Source organism: Nocardiopsis sp. NPDC006139 (assembly GCF_040614155.1).
GTDB lineage: Bacteria > Actinomycetota > Actinomycetes > Streptosporangiales > Streptosporangiaceae > Nocardiopsis > Nocardiopsis changdeensis.
Window position 1 is genome coordinate 295,819 of the sequence record NZ_JBEXTT010000007.1, and the last position, 19,238, is coordinate 315,056.

Annotated in this window: 16 protein-coding genes; 1 reads left to right on the forward strand and 15 read right to left on the reverse strand. The window is 67.4% G+C overall.

Going from position 1 to position 19,238, the window contains the following annotated elements; all coding sequences use genetic code 11:
- Positions 1 to 75: 75 nt before the first annotated feature.
- Positions 76 to 309, reverse strand: coding sequence for a hypothetical protein (locus tag ABZ249_RS12165; RefSeq protein ID WP_355260948.1), 234 nt, complete (start codon positions 307 to 309; stop codon positions 76 to 78).
- A gap of 2 nt (positions 310 to 311) precedes the next feature.
- On the reverse strand, positions 312 to 875 hold the full coding sequence (locus ABZ249_RS12170; RefSeq protein WP_355260951.1) for a hypothetical protein: 564 nt from the start codon (positions 873 to 875) through the stop codon (positions 312 to 314).
- A gap of 241 nt (positions 876 to 1,116) precedes the next feature.
- Between ABZ249_RS12170 and ABZ249_RS12175 the strand changes: the two genes are divergently transcribed.
- Positions 1,117 to 2,238, forward strand: a complete 1,122-nt coding sequence (locus ABZ249_RS12175) for a hypothetical protein (RefSeq protein ID WP_355260954.1) — start codon at positions 1,117 to 1,119, stop codon at positions 2,236 to 2,238.
- 102 nt (positions 2,239 to 2,340) lie between these two features.
- Here the strand turns inward: ABZ249_RS12175 and ABZ249_RS12180 are convergent, their stop codons facing one another.
- The 13 genes from ABZ249_RS12180 to ABZ249_RS12240 form a co-directional block, all read right to left on the reverse strand.
- Positions 2,341 to 2,787 carry a hypothetical protein gene (locus ABZ249_RS12180; protein ID WP_355260957.1) on the reverse strand — a complete coding sequence of 149 codons (447 nt, stop codon included), beginning with the start codon at positions 2,785 to 2,787 and terminating at the stop codon, positions 2,341 to 2,343.
- Between the two features lie 14 nt (positions 2,788 to 2,801).
- A complete protein-coding gene (locus ABZ249_RS12185) occupies positions 2,802 to 4,919 on the reverse strand; it encodes a hypothetical protein (RefSeq protein WP_355260960.1) in 2,118 nt (705 codons plus the stop codon).
- Positions 4,919 to 7,432, reverse strand: coding sequence for a hypothetical protein (locus ABZ249_RS12190; protein WP_355260963.1), 2,514 nt, complete (start codon positions 7,430 to 7,432; stop codon positions 4,919 to 4,921). The genes ABZ249_RS12185 and ABZ249_RS12190 overlap by 1 nt, the downstream gene beginning before the upstream one ends.
- Positions 7,433 to 7,482: 50 nt before the next feature.
- Positions 7,483 to 7,842 carry a hypothetical protein gene (locus ABZ249_RS12195; protein ID WP_355260966.1) on the reverse strand — a complete coding sequence of 120 codons (360 nt, stop codon included), beginning with the start codon at positions 7,840 to 7,842 and terminating at the stop codon, positions 7,483 to 7,485.
- Positions 7,839 to 8,966, reverse strand: a complete 1,128-nt coding sequence (locus ABZ249_RS12200; RefSeq protein WP_355260969.1) for a DUF4417 domain-containing protein — start codon at positions 8,964 to 8,966, stop codon at positions 7,839 to 7,841. Before ABZ249_RS12200 ends, ABZ249_RS12195 begins: the two co-directional genes overlap by 4 nt.
- Positions 8,963 to 10,213, reverse strand: a complete 1,251-nt coding sequence (locus tag ABZ249_RS12205) for a ParB N-terminal domain-containing protein (protein ID WP_355260972.1) — start codon at positions 10,211 to 10,213, stop codon at positions 8,963 to 8,965. Before ABZ249_RS12205 ends, ABZ249_RS12200 begins: the two co-directional genes overlap by 4 nt.
- 166 nt (positions 10,214 to 10,379) lie before the next feature.
- Positions 10,380 to 11,318, reverse strand: coding sequence for a replication-relaxation family protein (locus ABZ249_RS12210; RefSeq protein ID WP_355260975.1), 939 nt, complete (start codon positions 11,316 to 11,318; stop codon positions 10,380 to 10,382).
- Positions 11,315 to 13,582 (reverse strand): hypothetical protein, encoded by a 2,268-nt coding sequence (locus tag ABZ249_RS12215; protein WP_355260978.1) that lies wholly within the window; start codon positions 13,580 to 13,582, stop codon positions 11,315 to 11,317. Before ABZ249_RS12215 ends, ABZ249_RS12210 begins: the two co-directional genes overlap by 4 nt.
- A gap of 76 nt (positions 13,583 to 13,658) precedes the next feature.
- Positions 13,659 to 14,099: a hypothetical protein gene (locus tag ABZ249_RS12220; RefSeq protein ID WP_355260981.1), complete on the reverse strand. Its 441-nt coding sequence runs from the start codon at positions 14,097 to 14,099 to the stop codon at positions 13,659 to 13,661.
- Between the two features lie 413 nt (positions 14,100 to 14,512).
- Positions 14,513 to 15,097 (reverse strand): hypothetical protein, encoded by a 585-nt coding sequence (locus ABZ249_RS12225; RefSeq protein WP_355260984.1) that lies wholly within the window; start codon positions 15,095 to 15,097, stop codon positions 14,513 to 14,515.
- An 85-nt stretch (positions 15,098 to 15,182) separates the two neighbouring features.
- Positions 15,183 to 15,686, reverse strand: coding sequence for a hypothetical protein (locus ABZ249_RS12230; RefSeq protein ID WP_355260987.1), 504 nt, complete (start codon positions 15,684 to 15,686; stop codon positions 15,183 to 15,185).
- 455 nt (positions 15,687 to 16,141) lie between these two features.
- Positions 16,142 to 17,242 (reverse strand): NlpC/P60 family protein, encoded by a 1,101-nt coding sequence (locus tag ABZ249_RS12235; RefSeq protein ID WP_355260990.1) that lies wholly within the window; start codon positions 17,240 to 17,242, stop codon positions 16,142 to 16,144.
- Entirely contained in the window at positions 17,239 to 19,230 is a 1,992-nt protein-coding gene (locus ABZ249_RS12240; protein WP_355260993.1) for a type IV secretion system protein, read from the reverse strand. Before ABZ249_RS12240 ends, ABZ249_RS12235 begins: the two co-directional genes overlap by 4 nt.
- Between the last annotated feature and the right edge of the window lie 8 nt (positions 19,231 to 19,238).

Sequence of the window (19,238 nt, forward strand, 5' to 3'; positions counted from 1 at the left end):
CCCACCGCACCGAAGGCCGACCCCGCGGCGGGGTTGTGCCGGGGCCGTTTCCCGCACCGATCCGGCCCGCACCCATCACCCGAATTTTCCCCGGGCCGCCGCGCCCCGCCCCGCCCACGGCGGCGCCCACTCGGGCGGCGGGGCCAGCGCGGCACGGTAGCGCTCCTGGCCCGGGCGGGAGAGCACCCACCGGGTCGCCATCGCCACCGCGGCCCCCCGCCCCGTCACGGAGCCCTCGCGCAGTGCCTCGAACAGGGCGTCGCGCCCCCGCGGGGCGCCGTCTGTGGCCAAGGCCGGGTCAGGGGTCATCGTCAGGGCATCCAGATCCGGTGCTGCACCTCGGGCACATCCTCCACGTCCCCATGCGGGATCTGCAAACCCCTTCCCAGATCATCGGCCACGAACTCGATCTCCTCGCGGACCGCGGACTCGGCGGACAGCGCTCGGGCGTCGTGGACAGCATGGTCCCAGTCCCACGGCTCAGCCAGGTGCCTGAGGTGGTGCCGCTCGTCGAACTCGGCCCACCGCGCGGACACCGCCCGCGCTTCCTCCGCGGTCAGGGCCGAGGAGAACACCTGGTGGGCAGCGTGTTGTCCGCCGGCCACGGCGATGGCCGCCGCCTGTGCTGGTGTCCTGCCCAACCCGGCCATACCGGGCCCCAACCACCCGCTTTCGTAGGTCGGCCGGTGCTTGAGCATCGGGACCCAGGTATTTCCGAAGTCGGTCATGCCCGCGACCTTCGCGAGGACGAGCTGCGCGGCAGCGCGTTGGCACGCGGCGTTGTGCCACACCGCGTCGCTCAACCTCGCGGTCACCGCCTCCCCCAGCAGCAGGAGTTCCTCCGTCGGGGGCACCGGTCGGGACGCCGCGCTCATCGGGACCCCTGCATGCTCGCCTTGTCGGACACGACCCTGTCCCCTCTCCTGCTCAGAACCGTTGAGATCCGGTGCGCCCACCCTCTCACCCCACACGCCCCGGGGGCGCGTCGTCGCGAGTCTGCCTGCTTTCTCGCGCCCACGGGCGACCGGTGGCCGATTCCGGCCAGGGCAGTGGTGCTGTGCAGTAGCCCAGGGTCGCAGGCTCCCAGCGGCCTTCGCTTTCCATCACCATGGGCCCATGGCCACACCGGATGAGTCCCTCAATTTCGTGCACGAGCTGCCGAGCAGCTTCCCGGGTGTCGATGACGACGACTGGGAGCGGGCAGCGCGGCTGGCTCTGGCAGCCATGCTGGTCACGGCGCACCGGGCGGGAGTGCACATCTCCCATGCCCGGTTCCTCGACCTCACCGACACCTTCCACCGGTTCCGTTCGATGCTGCGGGCCGACCCGTTTCCGGAACCGGTGCTCGCGCTCATGCTGGCATCGGCCCAGCAGACGCACGCGGCCTTCCTGGACACCCGCTGCGCAGGCGAGGACGCCGAGAACGTTCGAGAGTTTTTCCGCGCAGAGGTGGCCACTGTGCTGTCCCGGTACCCGCTCGACCTGGACGCCGCCCACAGCGAGGCGGCCCCGATCGTGCGGGACAACACCGACCTGATCAACACGGTGGCCCAGTACCTGAAACATCCCTACAACCTCAGCAGCCTGCACATCACGGCCCTGGCCGATCCCACACGCCCGGACCCGGCCCCCAGCACGCTGGCCCTGGCCAGAGCGGACGAGGATTGGCTGACCCCCCACACCGACACCACCGTGCTCACCGCACTTCCCCGCCTCGACGGGGAACTCACGCAGGTGGTGGAGCACCTACTGCCGTCCCTGGCCACATACGCGGATCTGCTCAGCGCCGTCCCCGCGCACCAGCTGCACTGGCCGCTCGCCTGGGGAGTGGACCTGTCGGAGGAGGCCACAGGGACCCTCAAGGAAGCACTCGACACGGGTGTGCGCATGGCCGACCCGGTGCCGGTGACGGGCCGGGTGAGGCTCCTGCGCGCCGACCACCCCTGCGAGGTCGGGCTCTACCTGAACGAGCACACCAACGGGATGGGCCACCTGGCAGACCTCGCTTTCCAGATCAGCAACGCCGCGCGCGAACCCCGCTCTCGGATCCACCCGACGGCGACCGCGCACCTGGCCCTGGCCAGGTGCCACACCCCAGGTTTGTCCGACGGACTCACGGGCGCTCTGGGAACGGTGAACGCCACCGTGGAATTCCGGTCGCTGGCGGTGGTGCGTATGCGGTTCGACGACCGTGCGTCCATCTGCCGGTGGCAGGTCCTCGCCGAATCCGAGTTGTGAACCGCACCGCAATCTCGATCACTTCCATGGAGGGAGGGGCCAACTGCGCAGAGAGCATCGAGAAAGACCTCGACCCGCGGCAAAGCCATTCTCAAAGAAGGATCATCCCCACCAGGAATCGGCGTCCAAATCGTCCAAGTATCGCTCTTCTTCCTGGGAGAGCCCGAGAACAAAGAGATCCCAGCTCTGAAGCTCGGCAAGTTCTCTGCCTTGTGCAGGTTCGATGCGTGCGACCTGACCAGTGGCCAAGGTGAAGATCACCTGATTCTCGTGAACCTCCAGTCCGGTCCAGGACAGGGAACGACGTCGGCATACGGAGAGGTCATGGATCGTCTCTCCAGTACCGGGGGCCTTCTCCCCAGGAACGATCGGACGGATCCAGAGCACGTTTTCGTCTTCCTCGACACGGCAGTGGCGGGCCAGCGCAGCCCGGTAGGCCTCATCCCCCGAAGGGTCATCGACCACAAGCTGCGCGCCGGCATCCGTCCCATCGCCGGTCCCGGAATGGGCTCCGGCCAGGAGACTGCGTACGGTGCTTTCCCAGTCCATGGATGCTCCCTTGGTCACTGCACGACCTCGTCGATCGGTTTGCCGCCCAGGTGCTCGACGCCCTTGGCCTTGAGCACGGCCAAGACGTCCGCACGTTCCTTGGCCGTTGAGCACAAGATGCGGCTGGGAGCGTGCTCACCGAGCAGGTCGAGCCCGTGTCTGACCATGACCTCGTTGTTACTGGCGTTGAACTTGGCGATCTTGAGAGGGTCCTTGGTCAGCTTGCCCGTTGAATGCAGATGGTGGTCGGGGTTGACCGCGCCGAAGTGGTCGCTGTTGTAGCCGTACAGGCTGGTGTTGTCCACGATCTTGAGCGGATCGTCCCACACCAGCTGGGGTCCTGTTTTGGCTTGGGATGTGCTTCTGACCCGCATGAACACCGAGCTGGCTCCGCCGGTGTGCTTGTCACTGGCCTCGCTCATGCCCAGCCCTGAAGAGATGCCCATGGTCGCCCGGCGTTCGGTGGAGGCCAGCACCCCGGTGGCGAGAATGGCTGCCAGATTCCCTCCTTGGACCTTGTGCACCAGTGACTTGCCCTTCCACGCCGATCCCATGGCCGCCTTCTTGTTGCCCAAGTCGAACCTGCCCCAGGTCAACCACCCGCCGGTAGCTTTGGGGGTCGGATCATAGCCTTGGCTCTGGACCAGCTCTGCGCCGCTGGTGAAGCCCACGGAGGTGGCGACGGCTTCCCGAACCATGCGCACCTTCTTGGGAAGGCATGAGGCCGCGGCTTCGATCTGCCATTTCTTGGCCAGGTCCGACAGCTGTTCGGCGTCCAGGCCAACCGCCTGGTGGGCGTTGGTGTGGAAGAGCTCCTGGAGCTGGAGTTCCTCCATGTGCGTGGCCTTGGCCAGCGCCTCCTTGACTTCGGGCTTGGCCTGGAGGCCTTGGGCGGAGATGTTGTTGGTCAGGTAGGTCCATTCGGCTTCCTTCGCGGTCATGGCCCGGTTGACCAGGTGCAGGGCGCCCAGGCGTTCCACCAGGTCGTGTCCGTGGCCGGGCCCTTGAGGGGCATGGATCTCCAGCTGGCCGCGCAGGCTGTACTCTCCCTTGCCCTCGGCGTTGGCGCCGTAGGGTCGGTACACGGCGGTGTACCCCTCGCCCAGGTCGATTGCGTATTCCTTGCCGTTGGCCTGGGAGCGGGAGGTGCCGTCCCAGCTGGTGGTGCCGGTCGTGGTGTCGATGCTCGCCTTGATGCGGCTGGCGTCGCGTACCGTGGCGGCCAACTGGCCGTGGCCGGGCTGGTCGGTGGGGGCGGGCATCATCTTGGTGACCATCACCGTGCCGGTGTGTTCGTAGGGGTTGATCTTGGGGACCTTGCCGCCCTGGTCATAGGGGACCTGGCCTGCGGTGTCGATGCGGTGCTGCATGCCGGCGAGCCACTGCTTGTAGGTCCCGGCCATGGTCAGTTCGTCCGGGGTCGACTCGGGGTTGTCCAGCACCTGTTGGACCGCTGTGGTGGCGGTAGCGAGGTAGTCCAGGGTGTGGGGCGGGATCGGCTCTCCGTTCTTCAGACGGTGGTTGATCGAGATCGCGGCCTTGGAGCACTTCTCGTACAGCTGCTGGTCCTGGTCGATGGGCAGCCGCCCGTTGATCTCCTCCTCGACCTGCACTGGGATGAGCTTTTCCTCCGACAGCGCCAAGGCGTCCATGAGTTTGACTTCGGCTCCCTCGTCCAGGGTGGCAAGAAGGACTTCTCGGGGCCCTGTGCCATCGGTGGAGCTGTAGGAGATGAGCGTGGCAGCCGAGTCCTGCAGGTCTGCCCCACCGACCAGGACCGGCACCCCGGCAGCGACTCCCTCCGGCGGGGTTTCGGGGATGGGCAGGGCCGCATCTTCGACCGCGAGGGGCGGTGGGCCAGGGGATGCTTCCGGGACGTCCGGGGACGCTTCTTCGGGGAAGACGTCCTCAGACGTCTTCCCCTCCTGCTGCTGGTCCACCAGGGGTGCCTCGGATGAGGATATGGCCGAGGTGTCGTCGGCCAGCATGGGCTGCGGCTCGGGGATGAGCAGCTCGGTGGCCTCCTCTCCCCAGCTTTCAGCGCCCGTGTCGACGTCGACCGTTTCGGACACGGTCGGGTAGGTGGGCGCGGTGGCGTAGGTGGCGTGACTGGTCTTTCCGGAGCTGCCCATCAGGCCCCGTACTTCAAGATGTCGGCACCGGGCAGCTTGAGCTCCTTGGTGAAGAAGTCGGTGAAGGACTGGCGCAGGGAGTTCTTGCGCTCGCAGGAGTAATCGAGAAACGCCTCGGCGATCTGGGTGGGGGTGACCTTGTCGGCCGAGATCTTGTGCTTGGCGGCGGCTCGATCGCGCATGTGCGGCACCCAGCCGATCTGCGGGTTCTTGGCCCCTTGGTGGGCTGTGGCGTGCAGCATGGCCCTCCACTGCGCGTCCGGGATGGATTCGAGCTTCTTGATGACGGGATGGGCGACCGCGGGTTTGATCTTCACGCCCGGGGCGAGACCGCCGTGGGCGGCGGCCTTGTACGCCTGCTGGTAGGCCGGCCTCGGGGCACCGAAGTCGGCGTTGGGGTGGTAGTCGAGGCTGAGCTCGTCGGAGCCGTAGTGCTTGAAGGCCTGGCCGGCGTCGATGGGCACCAGCCCGCCTGACGGGGTCTTGAGGATGTTGCCGGGGTGGTTGTCGTGATCTCCCACCAGCCACTGGGCCACGTGGGCGCGCACCAGGTGGTCCACGTCCGCTTGAGTCCAGGCCTTGGGGTCGGGGGCCAGGGCGGAGGCGCCCTTGACCATGGGTTGGACGGCTCCGGTATGGCCTCCGACCTTGGCCGTGTAGACGGGCACAGCCGAGACCCCGGCGGTCTGGAAGACCTGCGAGGCCGCGGCCTCTGCTTCAGCCCGGGCCCCACCGGTCTTCTTGTCCGGCTTGAACAGCCACTGGCCGCCGTCCGGGCCGGTGTGCAGGGACTTGGAGTGCACGCCACCCAGGCCAGTGGCGGAGGTGCCGTGGCCGAAGTCGTGGGCGGTGACGACCTTGGCATCGACCGGTTTGGGGACGTCCAGCGCCGCACCGTTGAAGTGCTTCAGCGCGTCCACGAGCTTGGCGTGGTGGCCACCGAAGCTGGTCTTGGCCACCGCATTCACACCCACTGCTGAGGGCGCCTTGGCAGATGGACCAGAAGGTGCGGTGGGCGCGGCTGTCTTCTTTACCGCGGCTGTGGTGCCCGGGCCAGGGGTGCCTGCTCCTGCTCCCTTGCCCCACACCGCGGCAATGTGCAGTTTGGCGTTGGTCTTGGAGGGCTTGCCCGCCGTCGCCTCTGACATCCCCAAGGCCTGGGCTGCTTGGACCAGGAGGGTCTTGTCCTGGCTGACCGCCCACTGTTTGAACTTCTTGGACAGATCGTCAGGAGCCAGCGGGTCACCGTGCGCCGCGGCCCCGGAGATCTGCGCGTACAGGCCGGTGGTGTCGGAGGCCTGCAGGATCCACTCCGAGACATCCTTCTTGGCAGCGAAATACTTCTGCGCGGCCTGGGCCAGATAGACGACGTCACCGGCCGAGATCTTGCTGCCCGCGGCCGCAGAGACGGCCAGCTTTCCGTCATCGGTGAAGGAGATGTGCCCGCCCGGGGCCATGAGCGCGTCGTGCCAGGTCTTGGCCTCAGCGAACTGGGCGATGCGCGTATCGGCGACCTTGATCAGGTCGTCCTTCTCCGTCTGGGACACCGACGCCCGGGCCAGGTGCAGAGCCGCCATGCCCGCCAGCACCTGCCGCTGCTCGGCGGTGACGTCCCCCCGCTTCTGGGCCGCATCCAGTGCGACCTTGACGTCCGGGGAGTGCGTCGGCAAGCCTGCCAGGACCTCATCGACCTTGACCGTGGCCTCGGCCTTGGACCCACTCAGCGAGGCGGAGCTGATACCGGGGATCGCCGCGGTGAACACCTTGTTCTCGGCGTCGACCAACTCGGCGAGCGCCTGGGCGCGCTCGGCGGAGGGCAGGGAGGAGAACGCGTCGGCCTGCTGGGCCAGGGTGGAGCACAGAGCCGTGTACTGCTCCTGCGACACCGTCCACGTGCCGACGCCGTACCCGGTGTGGTCCACATCCGCCAGCGTTTTGCCCGCGACACTCTGTCCCGCGCACAGCTGTGTGAAGCGCTCCTGGGCCTTGGCCTGGATCTTGGCCTTGGAATCGGAGTCCGGCTCATAGTGCGGATCCAGCCAGTGGACCAGGGCATGGTTGGCGCCGGGCGGGTGGTTGAGCCCGACCAGCTCCGGATACAGGAACCCCTGGGACTTCGCGATCTTGTGAAGCTGGTCCTCGTCCAGCTCCGCCAGTGCCTGCGCGGTGGCCTTGCCCTTGAGGCCGTGGAGCACCTCGGACTGCTCCACGGGAAGGCCGCCGGCGACGGCGTTGATGAGGTGGTGGTCGGCGAGCTGGTCGGCGTGCTGCAGGTGGGCGTACCAGTTCAGCTCATCGTCCTCATCGGAAGCTTCGGCCAGGCCGTGGAAGGCCGGCCCCTCCTTCAGAGCCTCAATCTCCTCAACCAGGGCGTGGAACTTCTCCAAGTGCTCTGCTCCTGCGTCGCTCAGGGTGTCCGAGAGCTCGACCTCAGGCTCTGCGTCCGTGTGCTCGGTGAGCAGGTCCACGATCTGGTCGAGGTGCGGCCCCAGGTCCGTGATCGGTTCGTGCACGGTGGGAGCGGTCGCGTACAAGCTGTGGGTCTGGGATCCGCCTGAGCCCATCACCGCCCCCCGCCGATCGCCAGGTCCACCAGCACCTGGTCCAGGTAGCCCTCGACCAGGTGCGACAGGGACGGCGCCTCAGGAAGGTGCTCCTCTTCGATCAGGTGCGTGGTGCCGTCCTGGTCCAGCCAGTGCTCCAACAGCTCCGAGGTGAGCGGATCCGCGGTGCGCAGACGCTCTCTCCAAGGCCAGGCCCGCCCATCGCGGTTGGGCACCCAGGACACGTGCGGGCTCCACTGCCGCCCGTCCTCCGCCTCCGCCTGTAGGCCGAGCACTCCCACCGGGTCGAGTGGCATGCTCAGGTCCGGGGACCACACGAGCAGCACGAACAACCGCCGCTTCGGCGTTGGAGCGGTCATGAGAGCACCTCCGAGGGACGGGGCATCAGGGACGCGAAGTAGCGGACGGTGGAGCGGAAGGCGTCTTCGGTGGTGGCGTGCACGCGTTGGCGGCCCTGGGGGCCCATGACCTCGCCGTGCAGCCCGTAGGCCTGCGGTGTCTGGTTGATCAGGGTCAGCCGGTTCCCGAGCAGCGCGGTCGCGGTGCCGATGCGGTCGGGGCGTGACAGGCCGGTGATGACCACCGGCAGGTCCGCGGGGATCTGGGCGGCGAGCCAGTGCAGGCCGGGCAGCAGCCAGCTGTCCCAGTCCTGTGAGCTGCGCATGGTCTGGGCGTTGATGGCGATGGCAGGAGGGCGGGCGTCGGAGATCCACTCCGCCCACCGCTGCAGGTCTTCGAGCCGGAACCAGTACACGTTCGGCACGGTGGGCAGCCCGGCGTCTGCGAACTCGGTGGCCAGCAGCAAAGAGCGGCGCATGTTGAGCAGGTGCTCTTGCCGGGGCCAGTTGCCGTAGATGGAGTAATTGCAGGCCAGAACCAGGTCCCAGCCCTGGGAGGCGATCTGCTCGATGAGGCGGTCGCGGCGGCGCAGGCTCCAGAACGCCTCCACCAGCGGGTCCTCCCCGTACCCGGACAGGACGGCGAGCTGCCCGGGCGCCAAGCCGAGCAGGTCGTGGGCGCGGGCGCCGTCGCGCCAGCGCGGGTAGATGGTGTGCGAGCGCGGGGAGAAGATCCTGCGCAGACCGACGGCGTAGGCGGGCCAGGACAGGTGTTCATCCAGGGCGGTGACAGCGGTGCCGTCCACCTGGGGGATGTAGCCGGGCAGGTGGGGCAGGGCGTGGTCGGCCAAGGCGAGGTCGTCGAAGGTGAGGGTGCCGCCGACGTCGGCCATCCAGGCGCGCAGGTTGTCGCGGGAGGGGCAGCGAATCGGGCAGGTTCCGCACGCACCGGCCGGGGCGTCGGCCTCCGCGCGTGAGCATCCGCAGTAGGAGCAGTCGCTGTTGGCGCCCGAGCACAGCGGTTCGACCGTGGCGGGCCCGCCGGTGCCGTCGGGGCCCGCCCACCAGGGGCAGGCGGTGCAGTCGCAGCCGCGGGCGGGGACGGGGATCTGTGTGGTGGGCAGGGGAAGGTCGACAGGGCTCACGCCCGCTCCTCCTGTTCGTTGTCGTGCACATAGGGGTGCAGGTCGTGGAGCAGCAGCCGCAGGGACCCGCGGGCGTAGCGCCCCAGACGCCGGCCAGAGCGCAGGTCGGCGAGCAGGGAGCGCAGGCCTTCCAGGCATGCGGTGGCATCGAGCTCGGTTGCGCTGTCACCGGGGTTCGGCGCGGGTGGTGTGTCCGTGGAGGTGCTGGGCTCGTCTGTTCCGCCGTGTTCGGTGTCTTCGCCGACCGCAGGTCCATCACCTGCGGGGTGCTCGGTCTGCGCGAGTTCTGCGGCGAGTCCGGCGGGGGTGCGGCTGAGGGCCTGGGACCTGGCCTCATTGGCCTCCTCCCGGCGTACCTGTGCCTGTTCGATCGCCTCGTCCGCTGACAGGTCGGGGTCTTCAGAGGCTGCTTGGACCGCGGCCGGTAGCAGGTCGGTGCGCCGCGTGGCTTTGACGGCCGCCCAGATCTGGTCCGCGGCTTCGGCCCGACCGGCCCGCAGGCGCGCGAAGCGGATACGGGTGTGGAGGCGGATCTTCTCCTCGTCCATCTCCTCGGAGACGGCTGCGGGCAAGGCTCGGAAAGCCGCGACCAGTTCGCGTGCCTTGCGCGGGCTCAGCTGCAGCCCGAGCCGGGTCAGCACCTCCGACCACGGGGCCGCACAGGACGGATCCTGGCCACGGATGCGCTCCAACGCCTCCCAACGCTGGATGGGGTCTTGAAGGTCGTTGACGTCCGAGGGAACCGGCTTGCCGGCACGCAGGAGCTGCCCGGTGAGAACAGCGCAGCGGTGCCACAGCAGGGCAGCGGCCTGTTCTCCGGGTCGCAGGGGCTCCCGGGCCAGATTCTCGGTGATCTGCCAGCTCCTGCGCTCCTCTTCCGACAGTGGCCCGGGACAGATGATCGCGGGCAGGGCATCGAAGTGGGGGTTGTCGGGCAGGTGCGCAGCCCCCCATCGGCAAGCGCGCAGGCGGCGCTCTCCGGTGACGAGCAGGATCTGGGGAGGGCCGTCGGGGCGTGTGATCTCCTCGGCCAGTACCGGCTGGAGAACCCCGATGGTGGCGATGGAGCTGATCAGGTCCGACAGCTCAGTCGGAGTGGTGGAGTCACCGGGTTGACGGCCTTGGACACGGGTCGCGGCGGCTCCGGGGCCGCGCAGAGGGATGGTGTCCATCCTGCGCTGCCGCAGGCGGGGGGAGTCCATCAGCCGAGCGATGCCGTCGAGGATCGAGGGGTCGGATGTGCTCATACCAAGCACAAGCCCGCCCGGGTGGGGGCCGTGACGGGCCCGCACGAACACGCCCGGGAAAGACACCGGACAGCAGTCCCGCCAACGGGGTTGATGGTGACGAGCCCGGAAAGAAGGGGGTGCGGACCCTTGCCTAGAGCAGGGGCCGCACCCCCCCTTTTCGGTGTCAGCCGGTCCGTTTCCTGAGCTGGAAGTCGGTGAGGACGGTGGGGTCGGGGGAGAGGATGTTCGACCAGATCAGGGCGTTGGGGCCCTGGGTCGCCAGATCGTGCATCGTGGCGCAGCCGATGTCGAACCCGCTCCTGGGCTCGGTCAGGTAGGGGACGTTGTCAACGAAGGACACCAGGTCCCACCGCCGGTCCTCCTGCAGCTCGGGCCGGGTGCCGTCCAGAACCACCAGGATCCGCGGAAAGCGGGGGTAGCGCCGGGTCCAGACGGGCACCACGGTTCCCTGGCCGGGTGCTGTTCTGCGGCCTCGGCGCGACTCAAGTAGTGGCGTGTGGTCGTAGTAGCGGGCGTAGGAGGCGAGCTTGGCCGCGAGACGGTGCACGGGCATGGTGGCCCGGTCCAGTTCCAGAAAGCTCTGGATCTGGGTGCGGCTTCCCGAGGGGTTCACGCGGGTGTAGTGCATGAGGGCGTCACTGATCACATGGGTGTCGCCCACCTCCCCCTCGCCTTTGGCGAAGCGGTGGGCTACCTCGGGGATCCAGCTCAGCGGCCCGAAGGAGTCCCCTCGTCTGCGGGCGTCCTCGACCATGAGCACACCCACCTCGGTGACGGCCAGGCTGTGTCGCTGCAACGGTCCGGCAGCCCGGTCACGGGTCATGCGGTAACGGCGCACCGGCACCGACCCCTCCTGCTCCACGGCATCGGCTCCCGCGGCGGTGAGGAACCAGCGATGATGCTGACGGCGCCCCCCGGCACTGACGCTCTCCACGAGCCGGTGCTTGCGCAGACCGTCCAGGATCCGCCAGATGTACTGGGCGGTGGTGGTGTTGGGTGTGAGAAGGCGACGCATCTGGTCGGTCGTCGCCAGCCGGTGCTGGTAGAGAACATTCAACGCCTCATGTGAGGCCGTACCCGCGGCTGCGGTGTGAGAGGTCATGCGATGGGGTCCCCCTCTCCGGGCTGGTGTGGCGTGAGATCGGTCCGGGAGCCGTTCGCCCGGGGGGTCAGAGCTTCTGGGGAGGGCGTGGTGACCTCGGTGTCGGAAGACCTGTGCGGACTTCCCGGAGGGTTCGTGGGGCGGGGTTTGGGTTTGACGCCCAGGCAGTCGTGGATGCGTTGGTCACGGGTCTCCAGGTCCGCCAACACGTCACCGATACGGCGCCTGCGCAGGTTGGTGTCGATCGCTGCGCGTTGCAGGGGGAGGCGGTCCGGGGCGTGATGATCTGCGAAGAGTTCTTCCAACAGCGCACCGCGCACACGGAACGGCGGGGTCGTCTCCCCGTTGAGGGTGGTGGAGACGACATGGTGATAGCGGGGCAGGTTGACCAAGGTGTCGGGGTGCACCTGCCCGGCCCACTGCCGGGTCACCGCGCGTACGGCGTCCACGTCCCCGGCCGTGGAACTGAGCAATGACTGGTTCTGCAGCAGGGCGTCACGGGTGGCTCGGGACAGGCGCTGGGCCATCTGGGTCATGGCGTGCAACCGGACCCCGAACTTGCCCAGCTGCTCCAAGATGGCGGCGAGGTGCCCCTTGGAGGAGCCGTCGATCGCGGTGAGCTCGTCGATCATCACGTCGAAACGACGACGCGACTGGGCGGGCATGTCCCCGCGTGAGCGCCCCGCCCGGAACAGGTCATAGACCAGCAAGCAGTTGACGATGCGGCCGATGTCCCCGCCCGGGGGGCAGACGAACACGACCTTGCCCTGGTCCATCGCGGCACGGACATCGTAGGTGGAGGTGGGGGAGCCGAAGAACGCCATCAGGGTCGGCGACGAGGCGAGCCGCTCGATCACGTTGGTCACGGTCGGTGTCGCATCGGGAGGGTACTTGGCGAAGGTGCCGGTCCAAAAGCGCTTCAGGCTTTCAGGAAGAAAGCGCAGTAGCGGCTCACGCCAGGTTTCGTCGTTGAGCAGGCGGGGGATTTGGAACAGCGTCGGTTGGGCATCGGCCGGAAGCCGAAGCCCGAGGTGGCACAGCGTCTCGCATGCACGGGTGAGGATGGTGCGGGCGCGAGATGCGGAGTCGCCCCACATCAGGGCGCTGGCGATGGCGGTCACCACGGCATCGACCCGGTCCTCGATGTGCTCCCGCCGGGTGCCGGGTGCGCTCATGTCCAGTGGGTTGTAGCCGGCGATACGGTGATCGTCTCCGCGCACGGTCAAGTCGACCTCCCACAACCGCGCCAACACCTGTGGTGAGGTCAGCATCGGGGCTGCCCGGCGCCAGCCGTCGGCATGGGGGTCCATGTACCAGATACCGTGTCCGGCCAATGCCAGGGCCACGCTCTGGACCAGGGCTGTCTCTGTTTTGCCATAGCGGGATTTGCCGATGCGCAGTGAGAAGTACAGGTCCTCCAGCGGAGTGGCGACGAGTCGTTCGGCGCCTTCCCCGGAGGTCGCGTACCCCAGGGGCAGCATGTCCGGTTGGCCGGTATAGGTGGGCAGCCCAGGGGGCGGGGGCGCGACCAGGCCGTGTGACCTTGCCACATTGCGGCCCGGACAGTGCCGCGTAGGGGGCTTGAGCAGGCCTGCGAGTTCGCCGCCGGTGAGCAGATTCTGGCCCCGGGGTGCGAAGAGCCCGGTGTCCATACGGCGGTCGAAGGAGCGCCGCCAAGGCCAGACATCGGCCCCCAGGTGCACCACACCCAGGTTGAGGCCTGCGGCACGCCAGTGGTTCTCACCGCTCCAGGTCTCGAACGCCGCGAGAACCTGGTGCAGGTGGGCTTGAGCACGGCCGGGGATCTCGGAGGTGACGCGGATGAGCACCTGGGCGGCGAACACCGGTTCCTCGACGGTGAACTTGCTGACCGTCCCGGTGGCTGGAGGAGGCATCGTGCGTGCAGGAGGCGGCGTCGAAACCCCGGGGCCGGGCACGAGTTCGTCGATGAGCTCTTTCGCCAGGGAGCCCATCGCCGCGAGGCCGCGCCCCGCCCACCCTCCCCCCTCCTGCGGCCGACGGGATCGGCGGATCAGGTGGGAGACCCGGGACGGGGTCAACGGGCTCAGGTCCACGCAGATGTCGACTCGTTCCCCCAGATCATGGCGGACTGAGGCGACGGCGGCGGCAATGCTGCTCAACGGGTCGGGTTTGAGCCCCACCTGTCTGAGCGGGACATGGGTATCTCGGGCCAACACCAGCTCGGCCCGTGCGACATGGACACGCGGTGGCACTCCGCTCCCTCCCTGGATGTGCTTGAACATCCAGGGCGAAGAGTGCAGGGGCAGGGCTTGTGACCGGCAGGGGGCGATCGGTCCTTACCGGTGCTTTCTCCCGCCCCTAGACAGAGTCCTTCGACTGAGCGGGATCGCCAGTGGCGGTGATGTGCTCGGTCAAGGTGGTCAGGTGAACATGCACGGCCTCGGCCATGCGGCTCAGGCCTGCGACAGCTTCGGCAGGGGTGTGGATGTCACCGTCGTGGTGAGTCTCATAGACGACGGTGACATCCTCCGGCTCGTCTGCCCGCGGATCGCGAGGGTCGTACCCGGGCGGGTACTGACACGCCATCACGCCCTGGTAGTCGCTGAGCGCGATGGCCAGGGCCTCAGAGCGGTGGTTGCTGATCAGGACGGCGCCTGTATCAACGGCGTTCCCGTCGGGGATGCTGACCATGATCACGGGCGTGCCGAAGAAGTCGACGTACTCGGTACGCAGTGTGGCTGTGAGGGCCTGTTCCAGAGCCTCACACAGGGTGGGCGGGGTCGCGGTGTGGTGCTGCATGGAGTTCCCTCCGACAGTGGTGTCATGAACGGCTTCGGGGCAGGGGCGACCGAATCGCGAGTGCGGGACGAATCTGGGGAAGCGGTGATGCGGGTAGGCTGAGGCCGTCTCTTCCTTGGCTGGACTCTCGGAAGGCGACATCTGGCGCGCGCCCTCTCCCAACTGTGGCGCGCGCCTCTGCTTTGTCCCCACGAGCCATCAGATCGCCATAGGGGCGGTAGAACCGCGCCACCCTAACCCGGGCAGGGTTCAGCGATGCTCGACCGGGAGAAGGACAATGAGGCCTTCAAGGAACATCCCGGGAATGATCCGGGGATTTCGCTCCCCACAGGGGTTTTCTCCGTGCGGTTATACAAGAAAGGGTGCGCCCCGGCGAACAACCGTGGCGCACCCCAGGACATGATGCGACGGATCTAGACCAAGGTGGCCGTTTCGAGGGTCTTGCGCGTGGTGACGGTCAGACGCAGGGCGCTCCAATCAGGATGGGTCTGGTCTGCGTCGAAGTCGAGTTCCTGCATCACCATGGCCGCCAGAGCCGTCTGTGCTTCCTGGAAGGTCTGCCCCTTGGCCGCTACGTGAGAGACCGACGTACCCGACAGGATCTCCATGATGAGGCGACGCTCCCGCTCCTCAGGGGCCAGGGACAGGTGTCCCGTGAGGGTGCGGGCGGCCCAACCTCCGGGCACGCGGTCCGCCAGTGCGGCGATGTTGATGACCTGTCCCGCGTGGGAGCCCGAACGCTGGTGCTTGGTCACCAGATGCGTGAACAGGCGGATTCGGTTGATCTGGGTGCTGGCCCCGTTTGCCTGGGCCCAACTCTGGAGCTGTTCCTTGACCGTGCCCGCCAGGGCTGCACGTACCTCGGTGACGCTGGCAGCAGTGGCCGTGGCCCCGCTTCCTTCCAGCACCCCGCACCAACCGTCCTGCGTCTCGGTGACGGTGATCTCCACCTCGGCCACGTCGGACTCACCGGGGGAAAGCTTCCAACAAAGGTTCATGGTTCCTCCTTGAAAATATGGACTCTCGGTTGCGCCCGAATCTCCCTTTCGGACAAGAACAACAATACACCACCAAGGGGGGAAATTAAACTTCCAAGGAAATTCCACCCCTACCCTTTTGAATGCTCTCCCCAGGAGGATTCTCCTCCGCCGCTGATTCTTCCTCTGTGGCTTTTTCTGGGACGACTTCGACATGATCGAACAGGCGCCCCTCGATGATTGAGCGCGCCGACTGAGGCCCTTCCAGGCGGTATTCGAGCATCCCGTCTTTGTTTGTGGCGAGCCTCACTCTGATGGCCGTTCCGGGCGACGGGGCGGTCACCCAGAGTGCTGGTCGGGTGCGTGTGAGGCGCCTGGCCGCCCGGTGTACCTCTTCTGGCGAGGGGTCGAATGTGGATGTGGGCAGGTGAAGGGTGGAGACTCTTTGGCTCAACTGTCGAGTGATGAGTGCTTTTCTGATGAGCAATACCGCGATCATGGACATGAGGCCGAGGATGGCGAACGTCATCATGTGGACCACGGTCGTCTGTGATATTAATTCGAGCACCTTCGGTGCAAGTGCTTCCTTGATATGTCTGGGGCTTGGCATTGCTGTACGTCCTTCCTTGCATGTAGGTGAGGGTGTGCGTATGGGTAAGATGTCGGCTCTTGCCGAGAGGCGGAACCCCCTTGGCCCCAGGGCTTGCGCTAGCCAGCGCGTGGGGTGATGATAAACCAGGGCTTTAACTTATGGTTTAACCATTGGTTTAACTATTGTTTTAACTCATGTTTTAACCATTGTTTTAACTGTTGCTTTAACTGTTGCTTTAACTGTGGAAGATGCTGTGGCAACGGATCCGTGGAGGCTGGCTGAGAGTCCAGGTCGGGGCTCCGGAAGTGGCGCTGGGGTGCTGTGTCCGAAGTCCTGATCAATCAGGGAGATCGCACAAGCCAGGGGTACTCGGTCGAGCTCAGCGTCTGCTTCCGCAGACCGCCATCTTCCGTTGCGGGAGGCGGCACATGGAAAGAAAAGACGAACTGGAGTGGCATGACCGCTGGTCGTTTTCAACGAAGCCCGACCGCGCCGTAGTAGGTGGGGCGCTGTTGCCATCCCTCGGCGATACGCACGTCGAGGCCGCTTCTGGGGGCTTCGAGCATGCGGTGCTCGTCGACGTACAGGCCGACATGGCCGATGCCCCAGGGCGGAGAGGAGCCGAAGAAGAGCATGTCGCCCGGTTGCAGATCCTCGATGCGGTCGATGCGCACGAACCGCTGCGGATCGGTGTCGGGGAGCTGGACCTGGTCGTAGGTGGTGCGGGGGATGTCCACCTCGGCCCCCTGGCTGTAGGCGTAGCGGGTGAGGCTGGAGCAATCGCAGCGGTCCGTGGCCAGGTCCCGGCATTCGCCACCCCACAGGTAGGGGGTGCCGAGCCAATCTTCGGCGGCGGTGATGATGGCGTCCTGGCTGCCGCTGCGGTCCATGGCCTGAGCCGGTTCGCTCATCTGGGTGTAGGTGTCGATCCACCGGGTGACGTCGGCGGCGTAGACGTCGGACTGGTTGTAACGCCACAGCGCATCGGTGAGGTCTTGTTCGTTGGACAGGTCGGTGGGTTCGGTCCCGCACAGGTAGGTGGCGGCGGTCAGCGCGGCGTCGTAGGCGTTGTGGGGGTCGGGTTCGTGGCCGCGGGCACTGATGCCTTCGTCGGCCCAGGTGGCGGGGATGAACTGCATGGGGCCCACCGCGGCGTCGAGCTGGGCGTCTCCGTCCCACCGCCCGCCGTCGGTGTCGGTGTGGACGGTGGTGTTGCCGCCGGCGCCGGTGCCGTCCAGAGTGGGGCCGACGATCGGCGGTGTGATGGTCCCGTCCGACGCGATCTGGTAGCCCGCGGCGTGGTCCGATTCGATCTTTCCGACAGCCGCCAGAACAGCCCAGGTCATGCCCTGGCACTCGGGGGCGTGTTCGGCGAGGCCGCGTACGGCCTGCTGGTAGGCGTCGAGCATGACCGGCGGAATGCCGTCGACCTCCTCCGGGGCGGCCTGACCCTGTCCTCCGACAGTGGTGGCGGTCATGGCGATGAGCGCGATCATCGGTACCAACCCGGCGCCGCCCAGCAGCAGGAAGATCACCGCCGCGATGATCCAGGCCTTCTTGCTGTCGATCGTCACCGCTCCCCTCGTCCGTCGGTGCCGCGGCGTCGCATGTGCGCGCGGATCTGCCCTCGAAGGCGCGCCGGCGGCCCGTCCAAGGGCACGAGTTCACCCCGGGGCGAGCCTTCGAACTGTTCGCTGTGCTCGGCAACGCTGCTCGCAGCTTCGGGTTCGGGTTTGCCGATATGCCGGGTGGTGTTGCCGGGACCGGTGTTGAGAGTGGTGTTGTGCCGCCGTTGGACGAGATCGCGGGTACGGGTCGCGTCGGCGTCCGCGGCCAGAGAGGTACGAACAGCCCGTGCGGGAGCGGTCTGCTTCCACGCGTCGGCAAGCTGCTTGCCCGTGCGGGCCGCCGAGGTGACCTTGCCGGCCAGCTTTGCCTTGGTAACGGCCGAGCGGGCTGTGGCAGCGGCCTTGACGGCCGCGGTGGCCTTGGGCAGGGCGACGGGGGCTCCCACGGTGGCGCCGAAAGCGACCTTGCCGGCCAGCGCGGCGGCTTTGCCGACCCGCCAGGCGATGCGTCCGCCGCGGGTCTGGTTCATACGCTGTTGGAGTCGGCCGGCTCCGGGCGGAGTGGGCTTGCCCGACTTGCCCTTCCAGGCTTTGCCGACCACCGCTGCGGTACGTGTGACGGGGGCGCTCACCCGGCGGACCTCGGCTCGGGCGTCACGGGCCATGCCCGCCAGGGTGGGGGCCTGGCCACCAGGTCCGAGCCATCCACGGCCGCGGGCACCACCGAAACGGGCGGTCTCCAAACGCCGGGAGAGGCGTTGGCTGGCCCGGGAACCAGCGTTCAGGAGTTTGCGGTGGTAAATGAGCCCGCCCAGGGCGACGATGTCGAGGATGGCGAAGCGGGCCACCAGCGGCATGTTCTCGCCAGCGCTCATGAAGGCGCTGATGAGCAGGGTAAAGATGGCGATGAAGACGCACACCGCCAAGATGGCGAGCAGGCTCTTGACGACGCCGCCGATCCACCGCCATAGGAGTTGCCGGCCGCCGCCGGGCAGGAGCGCTGCGACCAGGGCGATGGGGCACAGCACCACGTACAGGCCCATGGCGAGCACGGCGATGAGCAGGGCGCAGACGAGCAAGAGGATGAGCAGGCTGACGATGAGGGTGGCGCCGACCAGCAGCAATGCGCCGAAAAGCCGGTCAACGGTCGGGGTTTCGTTGTATTCGGCCAGGGCCTCGCACCCGGCGTCGACCATCACATCCCGGGGGGTCTTCTCATCCCCCCAGGGGCCGGTCTCGACGATCTCGCGGTAGGCGTCCCAGCAGGTGTGCTCCTCATCCAGGGTGGTGCCGTAGTTCAACGACTGGTGGGGTTGGACGATCAGCACGTCGACCAGCGCGGTGGTCAAAGGTTCGGCGGCCTGGGCGGGTTCGGTGGAAACCGTTTCGCCGTGGGTGAGGGTGACCGAGGTCAGGGCCATGGCGGTGTCACGAGTGTGCATGAGCAGACCGTCCTCACCAAGCAGCAGGTCGGCGGGGCGAGCCAGCACTGTGGCGGCCAACGCGCTGATGATGAGGGTGACGGCGAGCTCTCCGGCTCCCATGGCCACGCGCCCGCGCATCATCTGCACGCCGCACCAGGCGGCACCCAGCAGCAGGAGAACACCGCCCAAGTCGAGGCGGTCGATGATCGCGCTCTGGTAGGTCTCGCCGATCTCGCGCATGGGCTCGGTGATCAACCGGGCCAGCTCGAACTCGAAGGCCCAGTTGAGCAGCCAGGCACAGGCGCCGATGGTGAGCCGGTTCAGCGACATCAGGCTGTTGGTCAGCCAGAGTTGGAGTTTGAGGTCCCAGTCGGACATGCCGCCGGTGTCGGCGGTGATGTCGTAGTGGTCCAGCGGGATGCCGTAGGAGTCGGTGAAGGTGAAGGGGGCGAGTAGGCCTTCGGGGGGCTCAAGGGTGGGTTCTGCTGCCGCGGCGCCGGGGGTGAGCACGACCAGCGCGGCGGCCAACACCAGGACGGCGGCCCGCCCCCAGCGGCGGAGCGTGAACATGGCGGTTC

What these genes read in the sequence shown, in the direction of transcription:
- ABZ249_RS12220 (WP_355260981.1), bottom strand. Translation starts at nt 14,099, where the DNA reads ATGCAGCACCACACCGCGACCCCGCCCACCCTGTGTGAGGCTCTGGAA.
- ABZ249_RS12210 (WP_355260975.1), bottom strand. Translation starts at nt 11,318, where the DNA reads ATGACCTCTCACACCGCAGCCGCGGGTACGGCCTCACATGAGGCGTTG.
- ABZ249_RS12170 (WP_355260951.1), bottom strand. Translation starts at nt 875, where the DNA reads ATGAGCGCGGCGTCCCGACCGGTGCCCCCGACGGAGGAACTCCTGCTG.
- ABZ249_RS12165 (WP_355260948.1), bottom strand. Translation starts at nt 309, where the DNA reads ATGACCCCTGACCCGGCCTTGGCCACAGACGGCGCCCCGCGGGGGCGC.
- ABZ249_RS12225 (WP_355260984.1), bottom strand. Translation starts at nt 15,097, where the DNA reads ATGAACCTTTGTTGGAAGCTTTCCCCCGGTGAGTCCGACGTGGCCGAG.
- ABZ249_RS12185 (WP_355260960.1), bottom strand. Translation starts at nt 4,919, where the DNA reads ATGGGCAGCTCCGGAAAGACCAGTCACGCCACCTACGCCACCGCGCCC.
- ABZ249_RS12180 (WP_355260957.1), bottom strand. Translation starts at nt 2,787, where the DNA reads ATGGACTGGGAAAGCACCGTACGCAGTCTCCTGGCCGGAGCCCATTCC.
- ABZ249_RS12205 (WP_355260972.1), bottom strand. Translation starts at nt 10,213, where the DNA reads ATGAGCACATCCGACCCCTCGATCCTCGACGGCATCGCTCGGCTGATG.
- ABZ249_RS12230 (WP_355260987.1), bottom strand. Translation starts at nt 15,686, where the DNA reads ATGCCAAGCCCCAGACATATCAAGGAAGCACTTGCACCGAAGGTGCTC.
- ABZ249_RS12215 (WP_355260978.1), bottom strand. Translation starts at nt 13,582, where the DNA reads ATGTTCAAGCACATCCAGGGAGGGAGCGGAGTGCCACCGCGTGTCCAT.
- ABZ249_RS12175 (WP_355260954.1), top strand. Translation starts at nt 1,117, where the DNA reads ATGGCCACACCGGATGAGTCCCTCAATTTCGTGCACGAGCTGCCGAGC.
- ABZ249_RS12195 (WP_355260966.1), bottom strand. Translation starts at nt 7,842, where the DNA reads ATGACCGCTCCAACGCCGAAGCGGCGGTTGTTCGTGCTGCTCGTGTGG.
- ABZ249_RS12240 (WP_355260993.1), bottom strand. Translation starts at nt 19,230, where the DNA reads ATGTTCACGCTCCGCCGCTGGGGGCGGGCCGCCGTCCTGGTGTTGGCC.